This window comes from Thiovibrio sp. JS02 (assembly GCF_053485635.1).
This window is the reverse complement of record NZ_CM130715.1, coordinates 2,943,754-2,960,503: the sequence shown is the minus strand read 5'-3', so window position 1 is coordinate 2,960,503 and position 16,750 is coordinate 2,943,754. Positions and strand designations below refer to the sequence as shown.

Genomic DNA, 16,750 nt, shown 5'->3' with positions numbered 1-16,750 from the left:
AATTCAATCGGTACTTGTACCCAGGGAAAGAAAGTGAAAAAGAGTGCGGGATAAAATTATTGACATGCCCAAAAATATCGATTAGAACCGTTCCTTTGTTAATGAACGCTCATTCATTTCGCGTGCAAAATTAAGGCTTTTTAACATATTCACCAAGAGAAACGGGAGCTAGGAATGATTACCATCGACCTGACCATGCTGATTCAGATTGTCAATATGCTCTTGCTTATTGTCATTCTGAATGCCGTCCTGTACAAGCCGATCCGCTCGATTTTGGAGGAGCGCCAGAAAAAAATCACCGGTCTTGACGAGAGCATCGACAAGTTCAAGAAAAATGCCGGGTTGCGTCTGGAGGAGTTCGAACAGAAGATCAAAGATGCCCGGGGCAAGGCGAAAAAAGAGTATGAAGCCGCCCGTGCCGCGGCCCTTGCGGTAAGCAACGACAAGCTGGCCGGGGTCCGCAAAACGGTTGATACCGAAAAGGCGGGGCAGCTTGCCGAAATCGAGAAACAATTTGCCGCGGCCCGGTCCGAGCTGAAAGGGCAAATAGATGGTTTTGCCAGTGAGATGGCGAGTAAAGTTTTGGGGAGGGCTCTGTAAATGAAAAAAGTGAATTGGTCAACGCTGGGCCGGGTATCCCTGTCGACCCTGGCTCTGCTGGCATTGGCCGCGGTGGCGTCTGCCTCCGAAGCGGCGCACGGCGGCGGCGGGGTTCCCCCCGCGAAGTTGTGGGATCTCCTCTACCGGGCTCTGAACTTCGCGGGTCTGGTGATCATCCTGGTCTATTTTCTCCGCAAACCCATTGCCAGCGGTTTGAGCAGCCGGCGCGAAGGGATCAAGGACCAGTTGGACGCCCTGGAATCCCGGAAGGCGGATGCCGAGCGGATGTACAAAGAGGCTGAGGCGAAGCTGGCCAAGCTCGATGAGGAAGTGAGCGCCATCATCAGCGAGGCGGTCAAGCAGGGCGAGGTTGAGAAGGACAAGATCATCGCCGACGCCGAGCGGGCCGCCGGTGATATCAAGCGCCAGGCCGAGATGGCTGTTTCCTTTGAACTTGCCGAGGCGAAAAAACGGCTGAAGGCGGAGGTTGCCGAGCAGGCAGTGCTGCTGGCCGAAGAGCTGCTCAAGAAAACCATTCAGCCTGCTGATCAGAGTAAAATGGTTGAAGCTTCTCTTGCAAAAGTGGGAGGTATCCAGTGAAAAACGCAGTGTTAGCCAAACGGTATGCCAAGGCGCTGTTCGCGGTCGGCAAGGAAGATGGCGCCTTTGAGGATTACAGCAAGGGCTTGAGCGCCATGGCTGAGCTCTTTGTCAGCACTCCCGAGGTGAGCGATGCCCTTACCAACCCCATGTACCCCGTTGAAGTTCGCGAGAAGGTGATGGAGCACATTCTGGCCTCAGCCGGGGTTTCCCAGGTTATGGGTAACTTCTTCAAGCTTCTGGTTCAGAAAAAACGCGCGGATATTCTGCCGGACGTGGCCGAAGTTTTCAGGGCCATGGTTGACGCGGATAAAAATATGTGCCAGGGCACGGTGGTTTCAGCCATGGAGCTGACCCCGGAGCTCAGCGCAAAGGTCAAGGAAACTTTAGAAAAAATAACTGGCAAGCAGGTCGTACTCACGGCCCAGGTTGATCCCTCCATTATCGGCGGGATTGTCGCCAAGGTCGGTGATTTGGTTCTGGATGGAAGCATCAAGTCACAACTTGCCGGTTTAAAAGAATCCATTAAGGGGAGTGAATAATAAAATGCAGATCAAAGCCGAAGAGATCAGTCAAATCATCAAGGGGCAGATCAAGGATTACGAAAGTAAGGTTGATCTGAGCGAAACCGGTAGCGTAATTTCCGTAGGTGACGGTATTGCTCGTGTCCACGGGGTCGAGAAGTGTATGGCGATGGAGCTTTTGGAATTCCCCCACGGGATTCTCGGCATCGCCCTGAACCTCGAAGAAGACAACGTCGGTTGCGCCGTTCTCGGTGACGTAAGAAACATCAAGGAAGGCGATCAGGTAAAACGCACCGGTCGTATCGCCGAGGTGCCGGTTGGCCCCGAGATGGAAGGCCGCGTCGTTGACGGCGTGGGCAACCCCATTGACGGCCAGGGCCCGATCAACGCCAAGCACTTCTCCAAGATAGAGGTGCTCGCCCCCGGTGTTATCGCCAGAAAGTCCGTGCATGAGCCCTGCTACACCGGCGCCAAGGCGGTTGACGCCATGACTCCGGTTGGCCGCGGCCAGCGCGAACTGGTCATCGGCGACCGCCAGATTGGCAAGACCGCGCTCTGCATCGACGCCATCATCGCCCAGAAACACACCGACGTCCACTGCATCTACGTGGCCATCGGCCAGAAGAAGTCCACCGTGGCCTTGGTTGTTGAAGCGCTCCGCAAGCACGGCGCCATGGAGTACACCACCGTTGTGGCGGCCTGCGCCTCCGACCCGGCGCCCATGCAATACGTCGCCGCCTTTGCCGGCTGCGCCATGGGCGAGTACTTCCGGGACAACGGCCAGCATGCCCTGATCATCTATGATGACCTTTCCAAGCAGGCCGTCTCCTACCGCGAGCTTTCCCTGCTGCTCCGCCGTCCTCCCGGACGTGAAGCGTTCCCCGGCGACATCTTCTTCAACCATTCCCGTCTGCTGGAGCGCGCCTGTAAGGTAAACGACGCCCTGGGCGCCGGTTCCCTGACCGCCCTGCCCATCATCGAGACCCAGGCCGGTGACGTTTCCGCCTTCATCCCGACCAACGTTATCTCCATCACCGACGGTCAGGTATACCTCGAGCCCAACCTCTTCTTTGCCGGTGTTCGTCCGGCGATCAACGTCGGTCTTTCCGTATCCCGCGTAGGTGGTGCCGCTCAGGTCAAGGCCATGAAACAGGTTGCCGGCACCCTGCGCCTCGACCTTGCCCAGTATCGCGAGCTCGCCGCCTTCGCCGGCTTTGGCTCCGATCTTGATGCCGCCACCCAGGCCCAGCTCACCCGCGGCGCCCGTCTGGTTGAGATCCTGAAGCAGCCGCAATACCAGCCCCTGCCCATGGAAAAGCAGATCTGCATCCTTTATGCAGGTACCCGTGGCTACCTGGACAAGCTGCCCATCGATACACTGGCCGACTACGAGCAGCAGCTCTATGCCTATATCGAGAAAAATCAGCCGAGCATCTATGACGATCTGAAAGAGAAGAAAGTCATCGACGCGGCCCTTGAGGAGAAGATCAAGAGTGCGCTGCAGGCTTTCGGTGAATCTTTCAAGGCTGCCAAAGGCCTCAAATAAGGGGGGTAAGGTCTCATGCCTAGCCTAAAAGATGTAAAAATGAAAATTGGTGGCGTGAAGAAAACTTCACAGATCACCAAGGCCATGAACATGGTCGCCGCTGCGAAGCTCCGCGGCGCCCAACAGAAGATGGAAGATTTCCGGGCTTATGCCGAGAAGTTCAATGCGGCCATGGGCAATCTCTCTTCTGCCATGGATTCCGGCGCCTTCCCTCTCATGGAGAAGCGCGAGGTCAAAACCGTGGAAATCCTGGTGGTCACCTCTGATCGCGGACTCTGCGGCAGTTTCAATGCCCATATCCTGAAGATGACCGAGAGGATGATGGCCCGTTTTGAAGCCGAAGGCAAGAAGGTTTCCCTGGTCTGCGTAGGCAAGAAGGGCGCCAACTTTTTCCGGAAGACCGGCAAGGTTCGGCAGCGTTATGCCGACATCATGGGCACCTTCCAGATGTTCAATGCGCGGGCCGTGGCCCAGGATATCGCCGCCAACTTTTTGGCCGGCGGCAGTGATGAAGTGCGCATCGTCTACGGCAAGTTCCAGAGCGTGGCAGTGCAGCGTCCGGCCGAGCAGGTTTTCCTGCCCATTCAACCGGCGGCCGAGGCCGCGGCGGCCAGCGCCTCTTCCGCCGGCGGCTCATACATCTATGAGCCGAGCACCGAAGAGATCATGGAAGTGCTCCTGCCGCTGTACATGAACGTCATGGTGTACCATGCGATGCTGGAGGTTTCCGCCAGCGAGCATGCGGCCCGAATGACCGCCATGGACAACGCGACCAACGCCTGTAAGGATATGATCCACAACCTGACCCTCATCTACAACAAGGCGCGTCAGGCTGGCATCACCGCCGAGCTGATGGACATCGTCGGCGGCGCCGAGGCATTGAAGTAACCGGAATTGAGGCTGAATGCGTCAGCTGACATAGATTTTTAATGTAAGTACAAGCTGAGGAGGCTTTCCAATGAGTGTAGCAAGAGTAGGTAAAATCGTTCAGGTCATCGGGCCTGTTGTTGACGTTGAGTTTGAGGCGGGCAATCTGCCCGAGATCATGAACGCCCTCATGGTATCCAACAAGGGTATCAGCGATGAGGCCGGCAATCTGGTCATCGAGGTCGCCCAGCATCTTGGCGATAACGTTGTCCGTTGCGTTGCGATGGATCAGACCGATGGTCTGGTGCGCGGCCAGGATTGCACCGATACCGGCAAGCCCATCGAGATTCCCTGCGGCGCTCCGGCCCTTGGTCGGATCATGAATGTGGTTGGCCGCCCGGTTGACGGCATGGGCCCCATCGCTTCCGACAAGATGCGCGCCATCCATCGTCCGGCTCCCGCCTTCACCGAGCAGGACACCGAGGTGCACGTTCTCGAAACCGGCATCAAAGTTATCGACCTGCTGGTTCCCTTCCCCCGCGGTGGCAAGATGGGACTCTTCGGCGGCGCCGGTTGCGGCAAGACCGTTATCATGATGGAAATGGTTAACAACATCGCCATGCACCACGGCGGTATCTCCGTATTCTGCGGCGTTGGCGAGCGTACCCGTGAGGGTAACGACCTCTACCACGAAATGAAGGAATCCGGCGTTCTGCCGAAAGCCGCTCTGGTATACGGCCAGATGACCGAGCCGCCGGGCGCCCGCTCCCGTGTTGCGCTGACCGGCCTTTCCGCCGCCGAGTACTTCCGTGATGAAGAGGGACAGGACGTGCTCTTCTTCGTGGATAACATCTTCCGTTTCACCCAGGCCGGTGCCGAGGTATCCGCGCTTCTCGGCCGTATTCCTTCCGCGGTAGGGTATCAGCCCACCCTGGCCACCGACCTTGGTGCCCTGCAGGAACGCATCACCTCCACCAATAAGGGTTCCATCACCGCGGTACAGTGCGTATACGTACCTGCCGACGACTTGACCGACCCGGCGCCGGCCACCACCTTTGCCCATCTTGACGGTACCGTTGTACTTTCCCGGCAGATTGCGGAGCTCGGCATCTACCCGGCTGTTGACCCCCTTGACTCCACCTCCCGTATTCTCGACCCCAACGTCCTGGGCGAGGAGCATTATCTGGTGGCTCGCGGCGTACAGACCACCCTGCAGAAGTACAAAGACCTGCAGGACATCATCGCCATCCTTGGCATGGACGAGCTTTCCGAAGAGGATCAGGTGCTGGTTACCCGCGCCCGTAAGGTCCAGCGTTTTCTTTCCCAGCCCTTCACCGTTGCCGAGACCTTCACCGGCATGGCCGGCAAGTATGTAAAGGTTGCCGACACGGTGCGCGGATTCAAGGAGATTCTCGAAGGCAAGCACGATGAGCTGCCCGAGACCGCGTTTTACATGGTCGGCAGCATCGAAGAGGCTGTCGAGAAGGCGAGCAAAGAGAAGGCTGCTGCTTAAGGAACTGTGACTGACCTGCCGGTCGCTCATCGCAGTGATCGGCAGGGATGAGAGGATTACCAATGGCTGAAAAATTAAAGTTGGAAGTGGTAACTCCCAAAGGGGCCGTGGTGAGCAAGGAAGTTGACATTGTCACTGCTCCCGGTTACGGCGGTGAATTCGGCGTGCTCGCCAATCATGCTCCGTTCCTGAGCACTATTAAGATCGGTGTCCTGACCTACAAGATTGGCGGCCAGGAGGAAACCCTGATGGTGAGTGGCGGTTTTTGTGAAGTATCCAATAACAAGCTGACCTTTCTGGTCGAGTCTGCTGAGCGTGGCGCTGAGATTGATGTGGATCGCGCCATGCGGGCCAGGGAAAGAGCGGAAAAACGTCTGGCCGAGGCCGTGGCCCAGAAAGAAAAGATCGACCGGGCCAGGGCGGAAGCCGCCCTGCAGCGCGCCTTGAGCCGTCTCAAGGTCGCGGAAAGACGTAAGCCTTCCTGATTGGCAAGGATTCACAAAGTGCACAAAAAAAACCGCTCATTTCTGAGCGGTTTTTTTTGTGCACTTTGTGGTGACGCAAGGCCCGGTAAACCGGGCCTTGCCGGCGCTGCCAGACTCAGCGCTTTTCGCCCAGATTTGCCTCGACCACGAAGGTGCCGTCCGCCGTTTCAAAGGGGATAACGATGGTGGGGGCGTCGGAGTAGTAGGAGATCTCGACGCCCTTGCCGACAACCATGGTGGGGGTGGCCAGGTCGAATTTGTGATCGATCTTGGCAAGCTGGGCCTTGGCCCCGCCGCAGATCATGTTGGTCAGCTCGCCGACGGCATCGACCACCTCATCGTCGATCTTGGCCTTGGGCGCTTCCATCAGCATATTGGCCACGACCTTGAGGATGCATTTTTCCGAAAAGCTCACGATCATGGAACCGGTAATGTCGGCGGAGGTCATGCCGATGATGCCCGTTACCTCGCCGTAAGAAGCCTTTCCTTCCTTCAGCTTGGGTTTTTGCGCCGTTACCGGCGTTTGCGCCATGGTTTCCAGAACATTCTTGGTGGCATGCAAAAAAGGATTTATAAATTCTGCCTTCATAGTAATTTCCGTGATCCGGGTGAGTGCGAAAATGTTGAATGAACAGTAATAGATTGGGTTATCCTGCCGGAATTGTCAAGTTCATTCCCGGCAGCCCGGAAAGGTATCGGCAATTCTTTTTCCCGTCCGGGGGTCTGAAAAAAAGAATTTATGCATGAAAAGGAAAGCAAAACAGATTAGAGTGAAAGGTTAATTCTAACTGGTCATTATCACACGAAAATATCAGTATTTATACCGATTGATTCTGTCTTTTGCGCAAGGGAGGAGAGATGGACACCAAGGAAAGAATGGCGATACCGCGCCAGCAGGCCAAGGAGTTGCCGGTGGGCACGCGGATTAAAAATTTCGAGGAGGTCGTTTCCGGTTTTGATGAGAAGACCGCCATGCTTGAGGCAGAGCGCTGCCTGCAGTGCAAAAAGCCCAAATGCCGCGAAGGCTGCCCCATCCATAACGACATCCCCGGTTTTATCAAACTGCTCCGGGAGGGCAGGATCGAGGAGGCATACTGGAAGGACCGCGAGACCAATTCACTGCCCGCGATCTGTTCCCGGGTCTGCCCCCATGAGTTTCAGTGCGAAGGGCATTGCATCCGCGGCAAGAAAGGCGAGGCGGTGGCCATCGGCATGCTGGAGCGCTTCATCGTCGACTGGATGGTGACCAACAAGAAAAACATCCTGCACCCCTGCGCCCTGCCCAAGGACCAAAAGGTCGCCATCGTCGGCTCCGGGCCTGCCGGAATGTCGGTGGCCTACTATCTGGCCCATGAGGGCTACCACTGCACAATCTTTGAAAGCCTGCCTGTTCTGGGCGGCATGCTGGCGGTGGGCATTCCGGCTTACCGCCTGCCCCGCGACATCATCACTGCCGAATTCGAGGCTCTGAAGAACTGCGGAGTCACCGTGGTCAACGGGGTTACCATCGGCAAGGACAAGACCCTGGCGGATCTGAAAAAAGAAGGATTTTCCGCGGTTTTCCTCGGCCCCGGCGCCCACCTGAGCAGAAAGCTCGGTGTCGAGGGTGAAGAACTTAAGGGCGTGGTGCACGGGATCGACTATCTTCGCAAAGTCAACGTGGGCGAAGCGATGAACCTGGGCAAGAACGTGGTGGTGGTCGGCGGCGGCAACGTGGCCATCGACTGTGCCCGCACCGCGCTGCGCACCGGCTCGGACAATGTCTTCATCCTCTACCGGCGCACCAAGACGGAAATGCCTGCGTCCCAGGCCGAGATCCATCATCTTGAGGAAGAGGGCGTCCGCATCGAGATGCTCGCCGCCCCCGTGAAGGTGCATGGCGAAAACGGCAGACTGGCCAGGATCGAGTGCATCCGCATGGAGCTGGGCGAGTGCGACGCCTCTGGCCGGTGCCGGCCGGTGCCCAAGGAGGGTTCCAACTTCATGATCGATGCGGATGCCATCATTCCGGCGATCAGCCAGGATGTGGATGCCACAACCCCTGGCGCGGGCCAGGAGCTGAAGTTGAGCCGCTGGGGAACATACGAGGTGGACGAGATGACCATGCAGGCATCCGAGCCCTGGATTTTTGCCGCCGGCGACGCGGTGCTCGGTCCGCAAACAGTGGCCAAGGCCGTTTACCAGGCCAAGGAGGCCGCGGAGTCCATCAGGCGTTACCTGGAGGGCAAGGACCTCAAGGCAGGCCGGAAGGCGTTTTCCCTCGAATAGGCTACGGTTTTTGCAAGAGCCGCGAAGTCGCTGTAAAGGCCCGAGCCGGCAACCGCCGGAGCGGGCCTTTTTTTTTGCGCATGGTCTGGCAAAAACAAAAGTGGGCAAGGGAACTGGTTGCCTTAATCGGAATAGCTGTTCTATACTTTTTTAGTGGATTTCCGTGGCAAAAAAACTTGAGGCGGCGATGAGCGAAAACGTTATTTGCACCTTTGCATGGAATAAGAGCAAAAAGGTATTGATCGTCGAAGACGAGCAGATGCAGCGTTTTTTCCTGCGTCGGCATCTCACCGACGCGGGCTACACGGTGATTGAGGCGGCGGACGGCCAGGAGGCCCTGGCAAAGCTGCAGGACGATCCGGAGATTCGCTTGGTCATCACCGACCTCATGATGCCCCGTCTCGACGGTTTTGCCCTGATTTCCGAGATCCGCAAGCGGCAGATCCACTATATCTACATCCTGGTCCAGACCCAACGGGATGATGAAGAGGCCCTGGTCCGGGCGCTGTCCCTCGGCGCGGATGATTTTCTCACCAAACCGGTTCGGCCGGTGGAACTGTGCCTGCGCATGGCGACCGGTTCGCGGTTGCTGAAGATCGAAAAATTCGAAGAGCTGATCTTCTTTCTCACCAAGCTCGCGGCTCTGCAGAGCAAGGAAACAGGCAGCCATTTGGATCGGATCTATCATTTCACCCGGCTTCTTGCCAAGGATCTGGCGACCAACGTGCCGGAGCTTGGCCTGACCATGTCGGTGGCCGAAGAGATCGCCAGGGTGAGCCCGCTCCATGATCTCGGCAAGGTCGGCATCTCGGTGGAATTGCTGCACAAGGAGGAGAAGCTGTCCCACGCCGAGGTCTGCTGCCTGCAGGATCACGTCAAGGTCGGCGGCAGCCTTATCCAGGAAGTGTATTCCCATACCGAATCGGAATACCTGTTTCTGGCCCAGGAAATTGCCTTGCTGCATCATGAACGCTGGGATGGCAATGGTTATCCCCACGGCCTGGCCGGCACTAAAATTCCGCTCTGCGCGAGGATTGTCGCCCTGGCGGACGCCTACGACGCCATGACCAGCAAAAGGAGTTACAGCTTCGGCTTGAGCCATGGGGAGGCCCAGCAGGAGATCATCCGCAATTCCGGCAAACAGTTCGATCCCATGGTGGTGGCATCTTTCCTGCGTCAGGAGGCTGAATTTGCCAGGATCAAGGAACAATTCGGCGACAACGGCTCTCCGCTGTACCGGGTGCGCTAGCCGCAATTCCTCACCTGCCGCGATCAGTCGCCCGCGGTTTTAGTTCTTGACATTCCCTTCCGCCTTTGCTGATCATGGGACTGAGTCCTAACCTAAAATAGACCCAAAAAGCGCTCCGCCTGCCCTGGGGAAAGGCCGGGAAGTCGCGGAGGTTCAGGAAAGGGGAGCAGGATTGCCCTGGAAGGTGCCCTGTTTTTTCCGGGGCATTGCCAAAAAAAGGGAAGGAGGTGTGCCATGGCGGCCAATGATGAAAGCACCCATGCCGGGTTCGCGCGCAGCGTGCAGGAGATCGATTTTTCTTCCCTCACGGCGGACCGAGACTATTACCCGTCGCCGTCCGCCTGGGAGGATCAGGTACTTTATTTCCTCCTTGTCGACCGGTTCTCCGACGGTCGTGAATTCGGGGGTTTCGCCGATGGGCGGAACAGGGCGGTGCATGGTCCGGCAACGGGCCGGACCACCCCTCCCTTCCATCTCGTCAGGGATGGCGGCAGGGCCGAGCGCAACGCCTGGTTTACCGCGGGCAAGAGCTGGTGCGGCGGCACCCTGGCGGGGATCATGGACAAGCTCGGCTATCTTTCCCGCCTCGGCGTCACCGCCATCTGGCTCAGTCCCGTATTCCGGCAGGTTGCCGGCAGCCAGGACTATCACGGCTACGGCATCCAGAACTTTCTCGATATCGACCCCCACTTCGGCAGCAGGGAAGAGTTGCGAAATCTGGTCACCGAGGCGCATGGGGTGGGTATCCGCGTCATTCTCGACATCATCCTCAATCACGCCGGCGATGTCTTTGCCTATCAGGGCAATGTTCCCTATTACTATTTCGACGGGCGCCAGTGGCCGGTGGCGGGTTTTCGGCTTGCCAGCGGGGACGGCGGCACCCTGCCCTTCGGGCCGGTGGACCTTGCCGCCCACCCTGACGTCTGGCCGGCCGGCGCGGTCTGGCCACGCGAATTGCAGGAAGAGAGCGCCTGGAGCCGCCAGGGTGAAATCCGCGGCTGGGACGATTTTCCGGAGTTTCTTGATGGGGATTTCTGCTCCCTCAAGGATCTCCATCACGGCCGGGGTCTCAAGGATCCAGCCCTGGCCTGGGATGTGCTGCGGCGGATCCATGCGTTCCGTACTTCGCGAACGCTCATCGATCTTGCCGCGGTCTATAAATTCTGGATCGCCTATGCCGACCTTGACGGCTACCGGCTTGACACGGTCAAGCACATGGATCCGGGCGCAGTGAGGGTATTTACCAATGTCATCCATGAGTTTGCCCAATCCCTGGGCAAGGAGAACTTCTACCTGATCGGCGAGATCACCGGCGGCAGGGCGCACGCGGTGAACATCGTCAACACCACCGGCATCGACGCCGCCCTGGGCATCAACGACATCCCGGACAAGCTTGAGTTTCTCGCCAAGGGCCGGCGTAGCCCGGGCGATCCGCGCACCGACGAGCAGGAAGGATACTTCGATCTCTTTCACAACAGCCTGATTGACAGCAAGCACACCCACCAGTGGTTCGGCAGGCATATCATCACCCTGTTCGATGACCACGATCAGGTGGGGGTCAAACACAAGTTCCGCTTCTGCGGCCAGGCGGAAGGATACCGGTTTTTGCGGGCTGCTCTTGGCCTCAACCTGACCACCGCCGGCATTCCCTGCATTTATTACGGAACCGAACAGGGTTTTGACGGCGCCGATCGCCGTAGCGGCGATGATGCCGACTACAGCGATGTGTTTCTGCGCGAGTGCATGTTCGGCGGCCCGTTCGGTTCGCTGCAGAGCAGCGGCCGCCATTTCTTTAACGAATCCCACGAGATCTACCGCTTCATGCAGGAACTCTGCATGGTGCGAAACGCCCGGCAACACATCGCCCTGCGCCGGGGCCGGCAATACCTGCGGCAGGTTTCCGCCAGCGGCGAAGAGGCTGACTTCCACTATCCGCGGCCCATCAACGATGCGCTGCGCTGGGTCGTTGCCTGGTCGCGGATCTTTGCCGAGGCGGAATACCTCTGCGCCATCAACACCGACGCCGAAAGGGTGCTCACGGTCTGGGTGACCGTGGACAGCACCATCAACCCGCCGGGAAATACGCTGCGCTGTCTCATCTCCACGAACGGGGCGCAAAAGGGGAGCAGCGTGGCGGTGGCGGCGAAAAACGGCTCGGCGGTGCAAATCACCGTGCCGCCGGCCGGCTTTGTCATCTATGGGTGAAGGGTGGTCAACGGCCGGGGCAAGCGGGCTCTGAAGAACAGCGGATCAATCGCGGTAGTTGCTGGCCAGATTCATGTTCTGCACGTATTGGCCAATCCCCGAGGAGATGTGGTCCGCGACGCTGGCAAGGTATTTCCCGCTTTTCAGCCGCTTTTCCTCCACAGGGTTGCTCAAAAAGGCGATTTCCGTGAGGATGGAGGGCATCTGGGCGCCGATGAGCACGACAAAGGGGGCCTTCTTGACGCCCAGATTGTTGACTGGTCGGTATTGCTTGTTGAGTCCGGTGATCATCTCGTCCTGGACAATCTCGGCAAGCTTCAGCGATTCGTTTATTTTCGAATTGTACATCAGATCCATGAGGATGGACTGCAGGTCGCTGACCTGGCGGGCCGAGGTGGCGTTTTCCAGGGCCGCCACCCGCATGGCGTCCTTGTTGGTGGCCAGATCGAGGACATAGGTTTCGATGCCGTGCGCCTCCTTGCTGGGCGCGGCGTTGACATGGATGGAAAGGAAGAGGTCCGCCTCCTTGGCATTGGCGATGGCGGTCCGCTCCTCAAGGGGGATGAAGACATCGCGATCGCGGGTGAGGATGACCTCGCAACCCAGACTTTCCCTGAGGCGTTTCGCCACCATGAGGGCCACGTCAAGAACGATGTCCTTTTCCTTCATGCCGCTGGGGCTGGTGGTGCCCGGATCCTTCCCGCCGTGGCCGGGGTCGAGGACGATTCGCTTGACCCCCAGGCCAAGCTGGCGCACCAGGGAGAGCGCGTCATCCTTCGTGTTTTTGGGCGTCGATTTTTCTTCGCCGCCCATCACGTCGATGACAACCCGGGAGGGTTCGGAGAGGTTGAACACCTTGTAGTCGGAAATGGTGGTCTGGGTATCGAGGACCACCCGTACCGTGGTGGGGTCATACTGGGCGTTTCGCACCTGGCGCAGGAGGCCGTCCTGGATGGGGATATTCCTCTCTATGTCTGCGCAGAGACGGCTGTCCTGCAGATCAATGTACAGGCGGCCGGGGACATCCCCATTGCTTGGCAGAAGCTGGTGTTTGAACTTGACCGGCTCACTGGTTTCCACGACCACCCGGGTGTAACGGCTGTTGGACCAGTGGCGGATCGGCAGCACCGTGGCCATCCTGCCGGTCGAGCCCGCCGCCGCGGATTCTGACGCCGCTTCAGGCTGTTCCTGGTCTGTAACGGTTTTTGCCGCCTGCGGGGTGATGGTGATCACGGCGGGTGGCTCGCCGCCATCCTCGCCGGGCAGGGGAGGGGCTGCCACCGTGGTTTTCAGCTCCTGTAGCTGCCGGCTGGCGCCGGCCGCCATGTCGCCATCCGGGTAGAGGGCGATGATCTTTGCATAGATTTTGCCCGCTTTGCCGGGATCATTCTTGTCCGTGGCATGGATGATCCCCAGGGCAAAGAGGGCGTCGTCGGCAAGGCGGTGTTTGGGAAAGAGGGTGGGGATGTCCTCGTAATAGGCGATGGCTTCGCTTAAATCCAAGGGGTTTTTGCCGAGTCTGAACATGTCGTGGTAGACCTTGCCGAGCATGAAAAGGCTTTTCGTCCCCACTTCGTGTTCGGGCGCTGCCTTGTAGATGCTGCGGAAGGCGGTCACGCAGGTGAGCCAGTTCTCGCGGTTCTCTTTTCTGGCGCCTTTTCGCAGACCCTGGTAATAGGCCTTTGCCTGCGCATACTGCTTCGTGAGCTGATCCTGGGAGGGCTGTCCCGCGACCCTGGCCGAAATTGGGCAGGGGAAGAGCAGAAAGCAGATCAGGAAAGAAAGGAGCAGACGCGCCGTATGGTTGCGGGCCGCCGTCCGGGTCAGGAAAATGCGGAAATTCTTGATTGGCAAAATGTGCACCTGCATGCTACTCAACCCCGCTCAGGCCTTTCAGCGCGTAGACGAGATCAAGAGCCTCCCGGGGCGACAGGGCATCCGGGTTGGTCTCCTGCAATTTCTTCAGGACAGGGTGTAACTCCCCGCCAAAGAGACAAAGCTGATTGGGGTGATCGGCCTTCCTCTTTTTCGGAGAGGTGGCGATCCGCGGTTCCCCCTGTCTGTTGAACTCCCCTTGCTCGATATTATGCAATAATTCTTTGGCTCTTGCAACGACGCGGGCCGGAACCCCGGCCAGGGCGGCAACCTGGATGCCGTAGCTGCGGTTGGTGCCGCCGGGCAGCAGCTTGTGCAGAAAGATGATGGTGTCGTTCCACTCGCGCACGGCGATGTGGTGGTTTTTTACCCGCGGGTTGGTGGCGGCAAGCTCGGTCAGCTCGTGATAATGGGTGGCAAAGATGGTTTTCACCCCCTTGCCGTTCTTGTTGACCAGCTCTTCGGCCACGGCCCAGGCGATGGAGAGGCCGTCGAAGGTGGAGGTGCCCCGGCCGATCTCGTCGAGGATGACCAGGCTCTTTTCCGTGGCGTTGTTGAGGATATTGGCGGTCTCGTTCATCTCCACCATGAAGGTGGACTGGGCTCGCCTCAGGTCATCCATGGCGCCGACCCGGGTGAAGATGCGGTCCACCACGCCGATCTCGGCGCTGGCTGCCGGCACGAAGCTGCCCATCTGGGCCATGAGGGTGATCAGGGCCGTCTGGCGCAGCACCGTGGATTTGCCGGCCATGTTGGGACCGGTGATGATGAGCACCTCCTCGCCGGTCTGGTCGAGGCGGACATCGTTGGGCACGAAGCGGCCGGGCGGCAGGGCGCGTTCGATCACGGGGTGGCGGCCTTCGCTGATGGTGATGGCCTCGTCCGAGGTGATCAGCGGTTTCGTGTAGTGGTATTTCTGGGCAGCCTCTGCCAGGCAGCAGAAAAAGTCGATCTGGGCAAGGTGGGCCGCGGTTTTCAGGATACGGGAGGATTGGCCGGCCACCTGGGCGCGGATGGCGGCAAAGAGCCGGTATTCGAGATCCAGGCGCTTTTCCTGGGCGCCGCTGACCTTGTCTTCGAATTCCTTGAGCTCCGGGGTGATGAAGCGCTCGGCATTGACCAGGGTCTGCTTGCGGATGAAATCCTCGGGCACATGGGCGAGCTGACCGCGGCTCACCTCCAGATAGTAGCCGAATACCTTGTTGAAGCCGATTTTCAGGTTGGCGATGCCGGTGCGCTCGCGCTCCCGCGCCTCGAGCCCCAAAATCAGGGCCTTGCCGTCGCGCAGGATGCTGACCAGCTCGTCGAGTTCCTCATGGTACCCTTCCCTGATCAGATTTCCCTCCCGGAGAGTGACCGGGGCGTCCTCCCGGATGCTTGTCTCAAGCAGGCCGCGGATGTCGGCCAGCGCGTCCAGCTCGGCGCGGATTCCGGCAAGCAGGCCCGGGCAACCAGCAAGGGCTTCCTGTATCCGCGGCAGCTGGGCCAGGGAAACCTTGAGGGCCGTGAGGTCACGGGCATTGGCGGAGCCAAGGACCACTCTGCCGTTCAGGCGTTCAAGGTCGTAAACCCTGGCGAGCAGCTCGCGCAGATCCTCCCGCAGACGGGGAGCCAGAAGCAGCTGCTCCACGGTGTCCAGCCGGTTGCGGATTTCAGCGACCTCCTGGAGCGGGAAGAGGATGCTTTTTTTCAGCAGCCGCGCGCCCATGGGGGTTGCGGTGAGGTCCAGGGTGTCGAGGAGGGAACCCTCCCGTTTGCCGCCGATGATGGTCTGGGTCAGTTCCAGGTTGCGGCGCGAGGAGTCGTCCATGAGCAGGACATTGTCGAATTCGATGGGGGTGAGGCGCTCGATATGGCTCAGATCCGCCTTCTGGGTTTCCTGCAGGTAGGCGAGGAGGCTGCCGGCCGCTGCCACCCCGGCTTTCAACTCCTCGCAGCCGAAGCCGGCCAGGTTGGCTACCCGGAAATGGTCGAGAAGATTCTGGCGGGCGGCCTCGGGGTAAAAGCCGGAAGCCGGCCTTTTCGTCAGGCACCCGTGAGGAAGAAAGAGGGCGAGCTCGCCGCGGAGGGGCGCATCTTCCATAAGTTCTTCCGGGAGCAGGATCTCGGAAGGGTTCAGGCGGGCCAGTTCGTCAAGGAGAGACGCCAGGCTTTCCAGCTCGCTCACCAGAAATTCGCCGGTGGAAAGGTCGAGAAGGCTCAGTCCCCAGACCTTGCCCTTCGGGCAGATGGCGGCCAGGTAGCGATTCTCCTTGTCGTCGAGGAGCTGTTCTTCGGTGACCAGGCCGGGAGTGACCACCCGGACCACCTCCCGTTTCACCACCCCCTTGGCCTCCCTGGGATCTTCCACCTGCTCGCAGATGGCCACCTTGAAGCCGGCCTTGATCATCTTGGCCAGGTAGGATGTTACGGCATGGTAGGGCACCCCGCAGAGGGGAACCTTGTTTTCGTCATCCTTGCTGTTGCGGGAGGTGAGGGTGATGCCCAGGACCCTTGCGGCGGTGACGGCATCGTCGAAGAACATTTCATAGAAATCGCCCAGACGGTAAAAGAGGATCGCGTCCTGATGCCGCGCCTTGATTTCAAGGTACTGCTGCATCATGGGGGTGACCTTTACGGAGGCGGGCGATGGGGTGCTCATAAGTTTTCTGCGCTCAGCCGCTTTGTCCTGCGGATATGATCGATCATTGCCGGGCTTTGCGAAGGGGGAAGAAGCCTTGGCGCGGGGATGCTGATTCCGGAGTCGGCGCCGATGCCGGCCCCCTCTCCAATGCATTGATTTAGAGCGTAATCTGCATTGATAGGCGGTTTTTGCGCAATTGTCAAGCCGGATGACGCGGGAGTCGGGGCGCTGAAGGTGGAAATTGTCCTGTGGATACGCTACGTTGTGTCGTTTTGGCCGGATGGGCATGGACAATCGGGTGCATATGAATTCAAGGCCTGGCCCTGCCGGGGCAGGACCGTTGCGGCCGCGGAGAAAAAGAAAGGGATTTTTCCCTCTTGCGTGGGTAAGATATG

The 16,750-nt window shown here is 58.9% G+C and carries 13 protein-coding genes; 10 read left to right on the top strand and 3 right to left on the bottom strand.

Annotation, left to right across the window (positions count from 1 at the left end):
* The first annotated feature begins 174 nt into the window (after positions 1-174).
* The 7 genes from ACUUL3_RS13580 (at position 175) to ACUUL3_RS13550 (ending at position 6,135) form a co-directional block, all read left to right on the top strand.
* Positions 175-600: an ATP synthase F0 subunit B gene (locus ACUUL3_RS13580; RefSeq protein ID WP_448552188.1), complete on the top strand. Its 426-nt coding sequence runs from the start codon at positions 175-177 to the stop codon at positions 598-600.
* Positions 601-1,200 (top strand): F0F1 ATP synthase subunit B, encoded by a 600-nt coding sequence (gene atpF, locus ACUUL3_RS13575; RefSeq protein ID WP_448552186.1) that lies wholly within the window; start codon positions 601-603, stop codon positions 1,198-1,200.
* On the top strand, positions 1,197-1,742 hold the full coding sequence (locus ACUUL3_RS13570; protein WP_448552184.1) for a F0F1 ATP synthase subunit delta: 546 nt from the start codon (positions 1,197-1,199) through the stop codon (positions 1,740-1,742). Before atpF ends, ACUUL3_RS13570 begins: the two co-directional genes overlap by 4 nt.
* Positions 1,743-1,746: 4 nt before the next feature.
* Positions 1,747-3,270 carry a F0F1 ATP synthase subunit alpha gene (atpA, locus tag ACUUL3_RS13565; protein WP_448552182.1) on the top strand — a complete coding sequence of 508 codons (1,524 nt, stop codon included), beginning with the start codon at positions 1,747-1,749 and terminating at the stop codon, positions 3,268-3,270.
* A gap of 15 nt (positions 3,271-3,285) precedes the next feature.
* The gene (gene atpG / locus ACUUL3_RS13560) at positions 3,286-4,158 is read left to right on the top strand and encodes an ATP synthase F1 subunit gamma (RefSeq protein WP_448552181.1); all 873 of its coding nucleotides are present in this window, start codon (positions 3,286-3,288) and stop codon (positions 4,156-4,158) included.
* A 70-nt stretch (positions 4,159-4,228) separates the two neighbouring features.
* Positions 4,229-5,650, top strand: a complete 1,422-nt coding sequence (gene atpD / locus ACUUL3_RS13555; protein WP_448552179.1) for a F0F1 ATP synthase subunit beta — start codon at positions 4,229-4,231, stop codon at positions 5,648-5,650.
* A 62-nt stretch (positions 5,651-5,712) separates the two neighbouring features.
* Positions 5,713-6,135 carry a F0F1 ATP synthase subunit epsilon gene (locus tag ACUUL3_RS13550; protein WP_448552177.1) on the top strand — a complete coding sequence of 141 codons (423 nt, stop codon included), beginning with the start codon at positions 5,713-5,715 and terminating at the stop codon, positions 6,133-6,135.
* A 115-nt stretch (positions 6,136-6,250) separates the two neighbouring features.
* Here ACUUL3_RS13550 and ACUUL3_RS13545 read toward each other — a convergent pair whose 3' ends face one another.
* Positions 6,251-6,724: a chemotaxis protein CheX gene (locus ACUUL3_RS13545; protein ID WP_448552175.1), complete on the bottom strand. Its 474-nt coding sequence runs from the start codon at positions 6,722-6,724 to the stop codon at positions 6,251-6,253.
* Between the two features lie 269 nt (positions 6,725-6,993).
* Here ACUUL3_RS13545 and ACUUL3_RS13540 point away from each other — a divergent pair, with 269 nt between their 5' ends.
* The 3 genes from ACUUL3_RS13540 to ACUUL3_RS13530 all read left to right on the top strand — a co-directional run bounded on the left by ACUUL3_RS13540 (position 6,994) and on the right by ACUUL3_RS13530 (position 11,857).
* Positions 6,994-8,403 carry an FAD-dependent oxidoreductase gene (locus tag ACUUL3_RS13540; protein WP_448552173.1) on the top strand — a complete coding sequence of 470 codons (1,410 nt, stop codon included), beginning with the start codon at positions 6,994-6,996 and terminating at the stop codon, positions 8,401-8,403.
* 163 nt (positions 8,404-8,566) lie between these two features.
* Complete coding sequence (locus ACUUL3_RS13535) at positions 8,567-9,652, top strand: HD-GYP domain-containing protein (protein WP_448552171.1); 1,086 nt, start codon at positions 8,567-8,569, stop codon at positions 9,650-9,652.
* 234 nt (positions 9,653-9,886) lie between these two features.
* Positions 9,887-11,857 carry an alpha-amylase family glycosyl hydrolase gene (locus ACUUL3_RS13530; RefSeq protein WP_448552169.1) on the top strand — a complete coding sequence of 657 codons (1,971 nt, stop codon included), beginning with the start codon at positions 9,887-9,889 and terminating at the stop codon, positions 11,855-11,857.
* 45 nt (positions 11,858-11,902) lie between these two features.
* On the opposite strand, the gene ACUUL3_RS13525 is transcribed toward ACUUL3_RS13530, so the two are convergent.
* Entirely contained in the window at positions 11,903-13,711 is a 1,809-nt protein-coding gene (locus ACUUL3_RS13525) for an N-acetylmuramoyl-L-alanine amidase (protein ID WP_448552167.1), read from the bottom strand.
* 16 nt (positions 13,712-13,727) lie between these two features.
* Positions 13,728-16,373: a DNA mismatch repair protein MutS gene (gene mutS / locus ACUUL3_RS13520; protein WP_448552165.1), complete on the bottom strand. Its 2,646-nt coding sequence runs from the start codon at positions 16,371-16,373 to the stop codon at positions 13,728-13,730.
* Positions 16,374-16,750 lie beyond the last annotated feature (377 nt).

Coding starts and splice junctions, on each gene's coding strand:
- ACUUL3_RS13540 (WP_448552173.1), top strand. CDS start 6,994: ATGGACACCAAGGAAAGAATGGCGATACCGCGCCAGCAGGCCAAGGAG.
- ACUUL3_RS13550 (WP_448552177.1), top strand. CDS start 5,713: ATGGCTGAAAAATTAAAGTTGGAAGTGGTAACTCCCAAAGGGGCCGTG.
- ACUUL3_RS13580 (WP_448552188.1), top strand. CDS start 175: ATGATTACCATCGACCTGACCATGCTGATTCAGATTGTCAATATGCTC.
- atpD (WP_448552179.1), top strand. CDS start 4,229: ATGAGTGTAGCAAGAGTAGGTAAAATCGTTCAGGTCATCGGGCCTGTT.
- atpF (WP_448552186.1), top strand. CDS start 601: ATGAAAAAAGTGAATTGGTCAACGCTGGGCCGGGTATCCCTGTCGACC.
- atpA (WP_448552182.1), top strand. CDS start 1,747: ATGCAGATCAAAGCCGAAGAGATCAGTCAAATCATCAAGGGGCAGATC.
- ACUUL3_RS13530 (WP_448552169.1), top strand. CDS start 9,887: ATGGCGGCCAATGATGAAAGCACCCATGCCGGGTTCGCGCGCAGCGTG.
- mutS (WP_448552165.1), bottom strand. CDS start 16,373: ATGAGCACCCCATCGCCCGCCTCCGTAAAGGTCACCCCCATGATGCAG.
- ACUUL3_RS13545 (WP_448552175.1), bottom strand. CDS start 6,724: ATGAAGGCAGAATTTATAAATCCTTTTTTGCATGCCACCAAGAATGTT.
- atpG (WP_448552181.1), top strand. CDS start 3,286: ATGCCTAGCCTAAAAGATGTAAAAATGAAAATTGGTGGCGTGAAGAAA.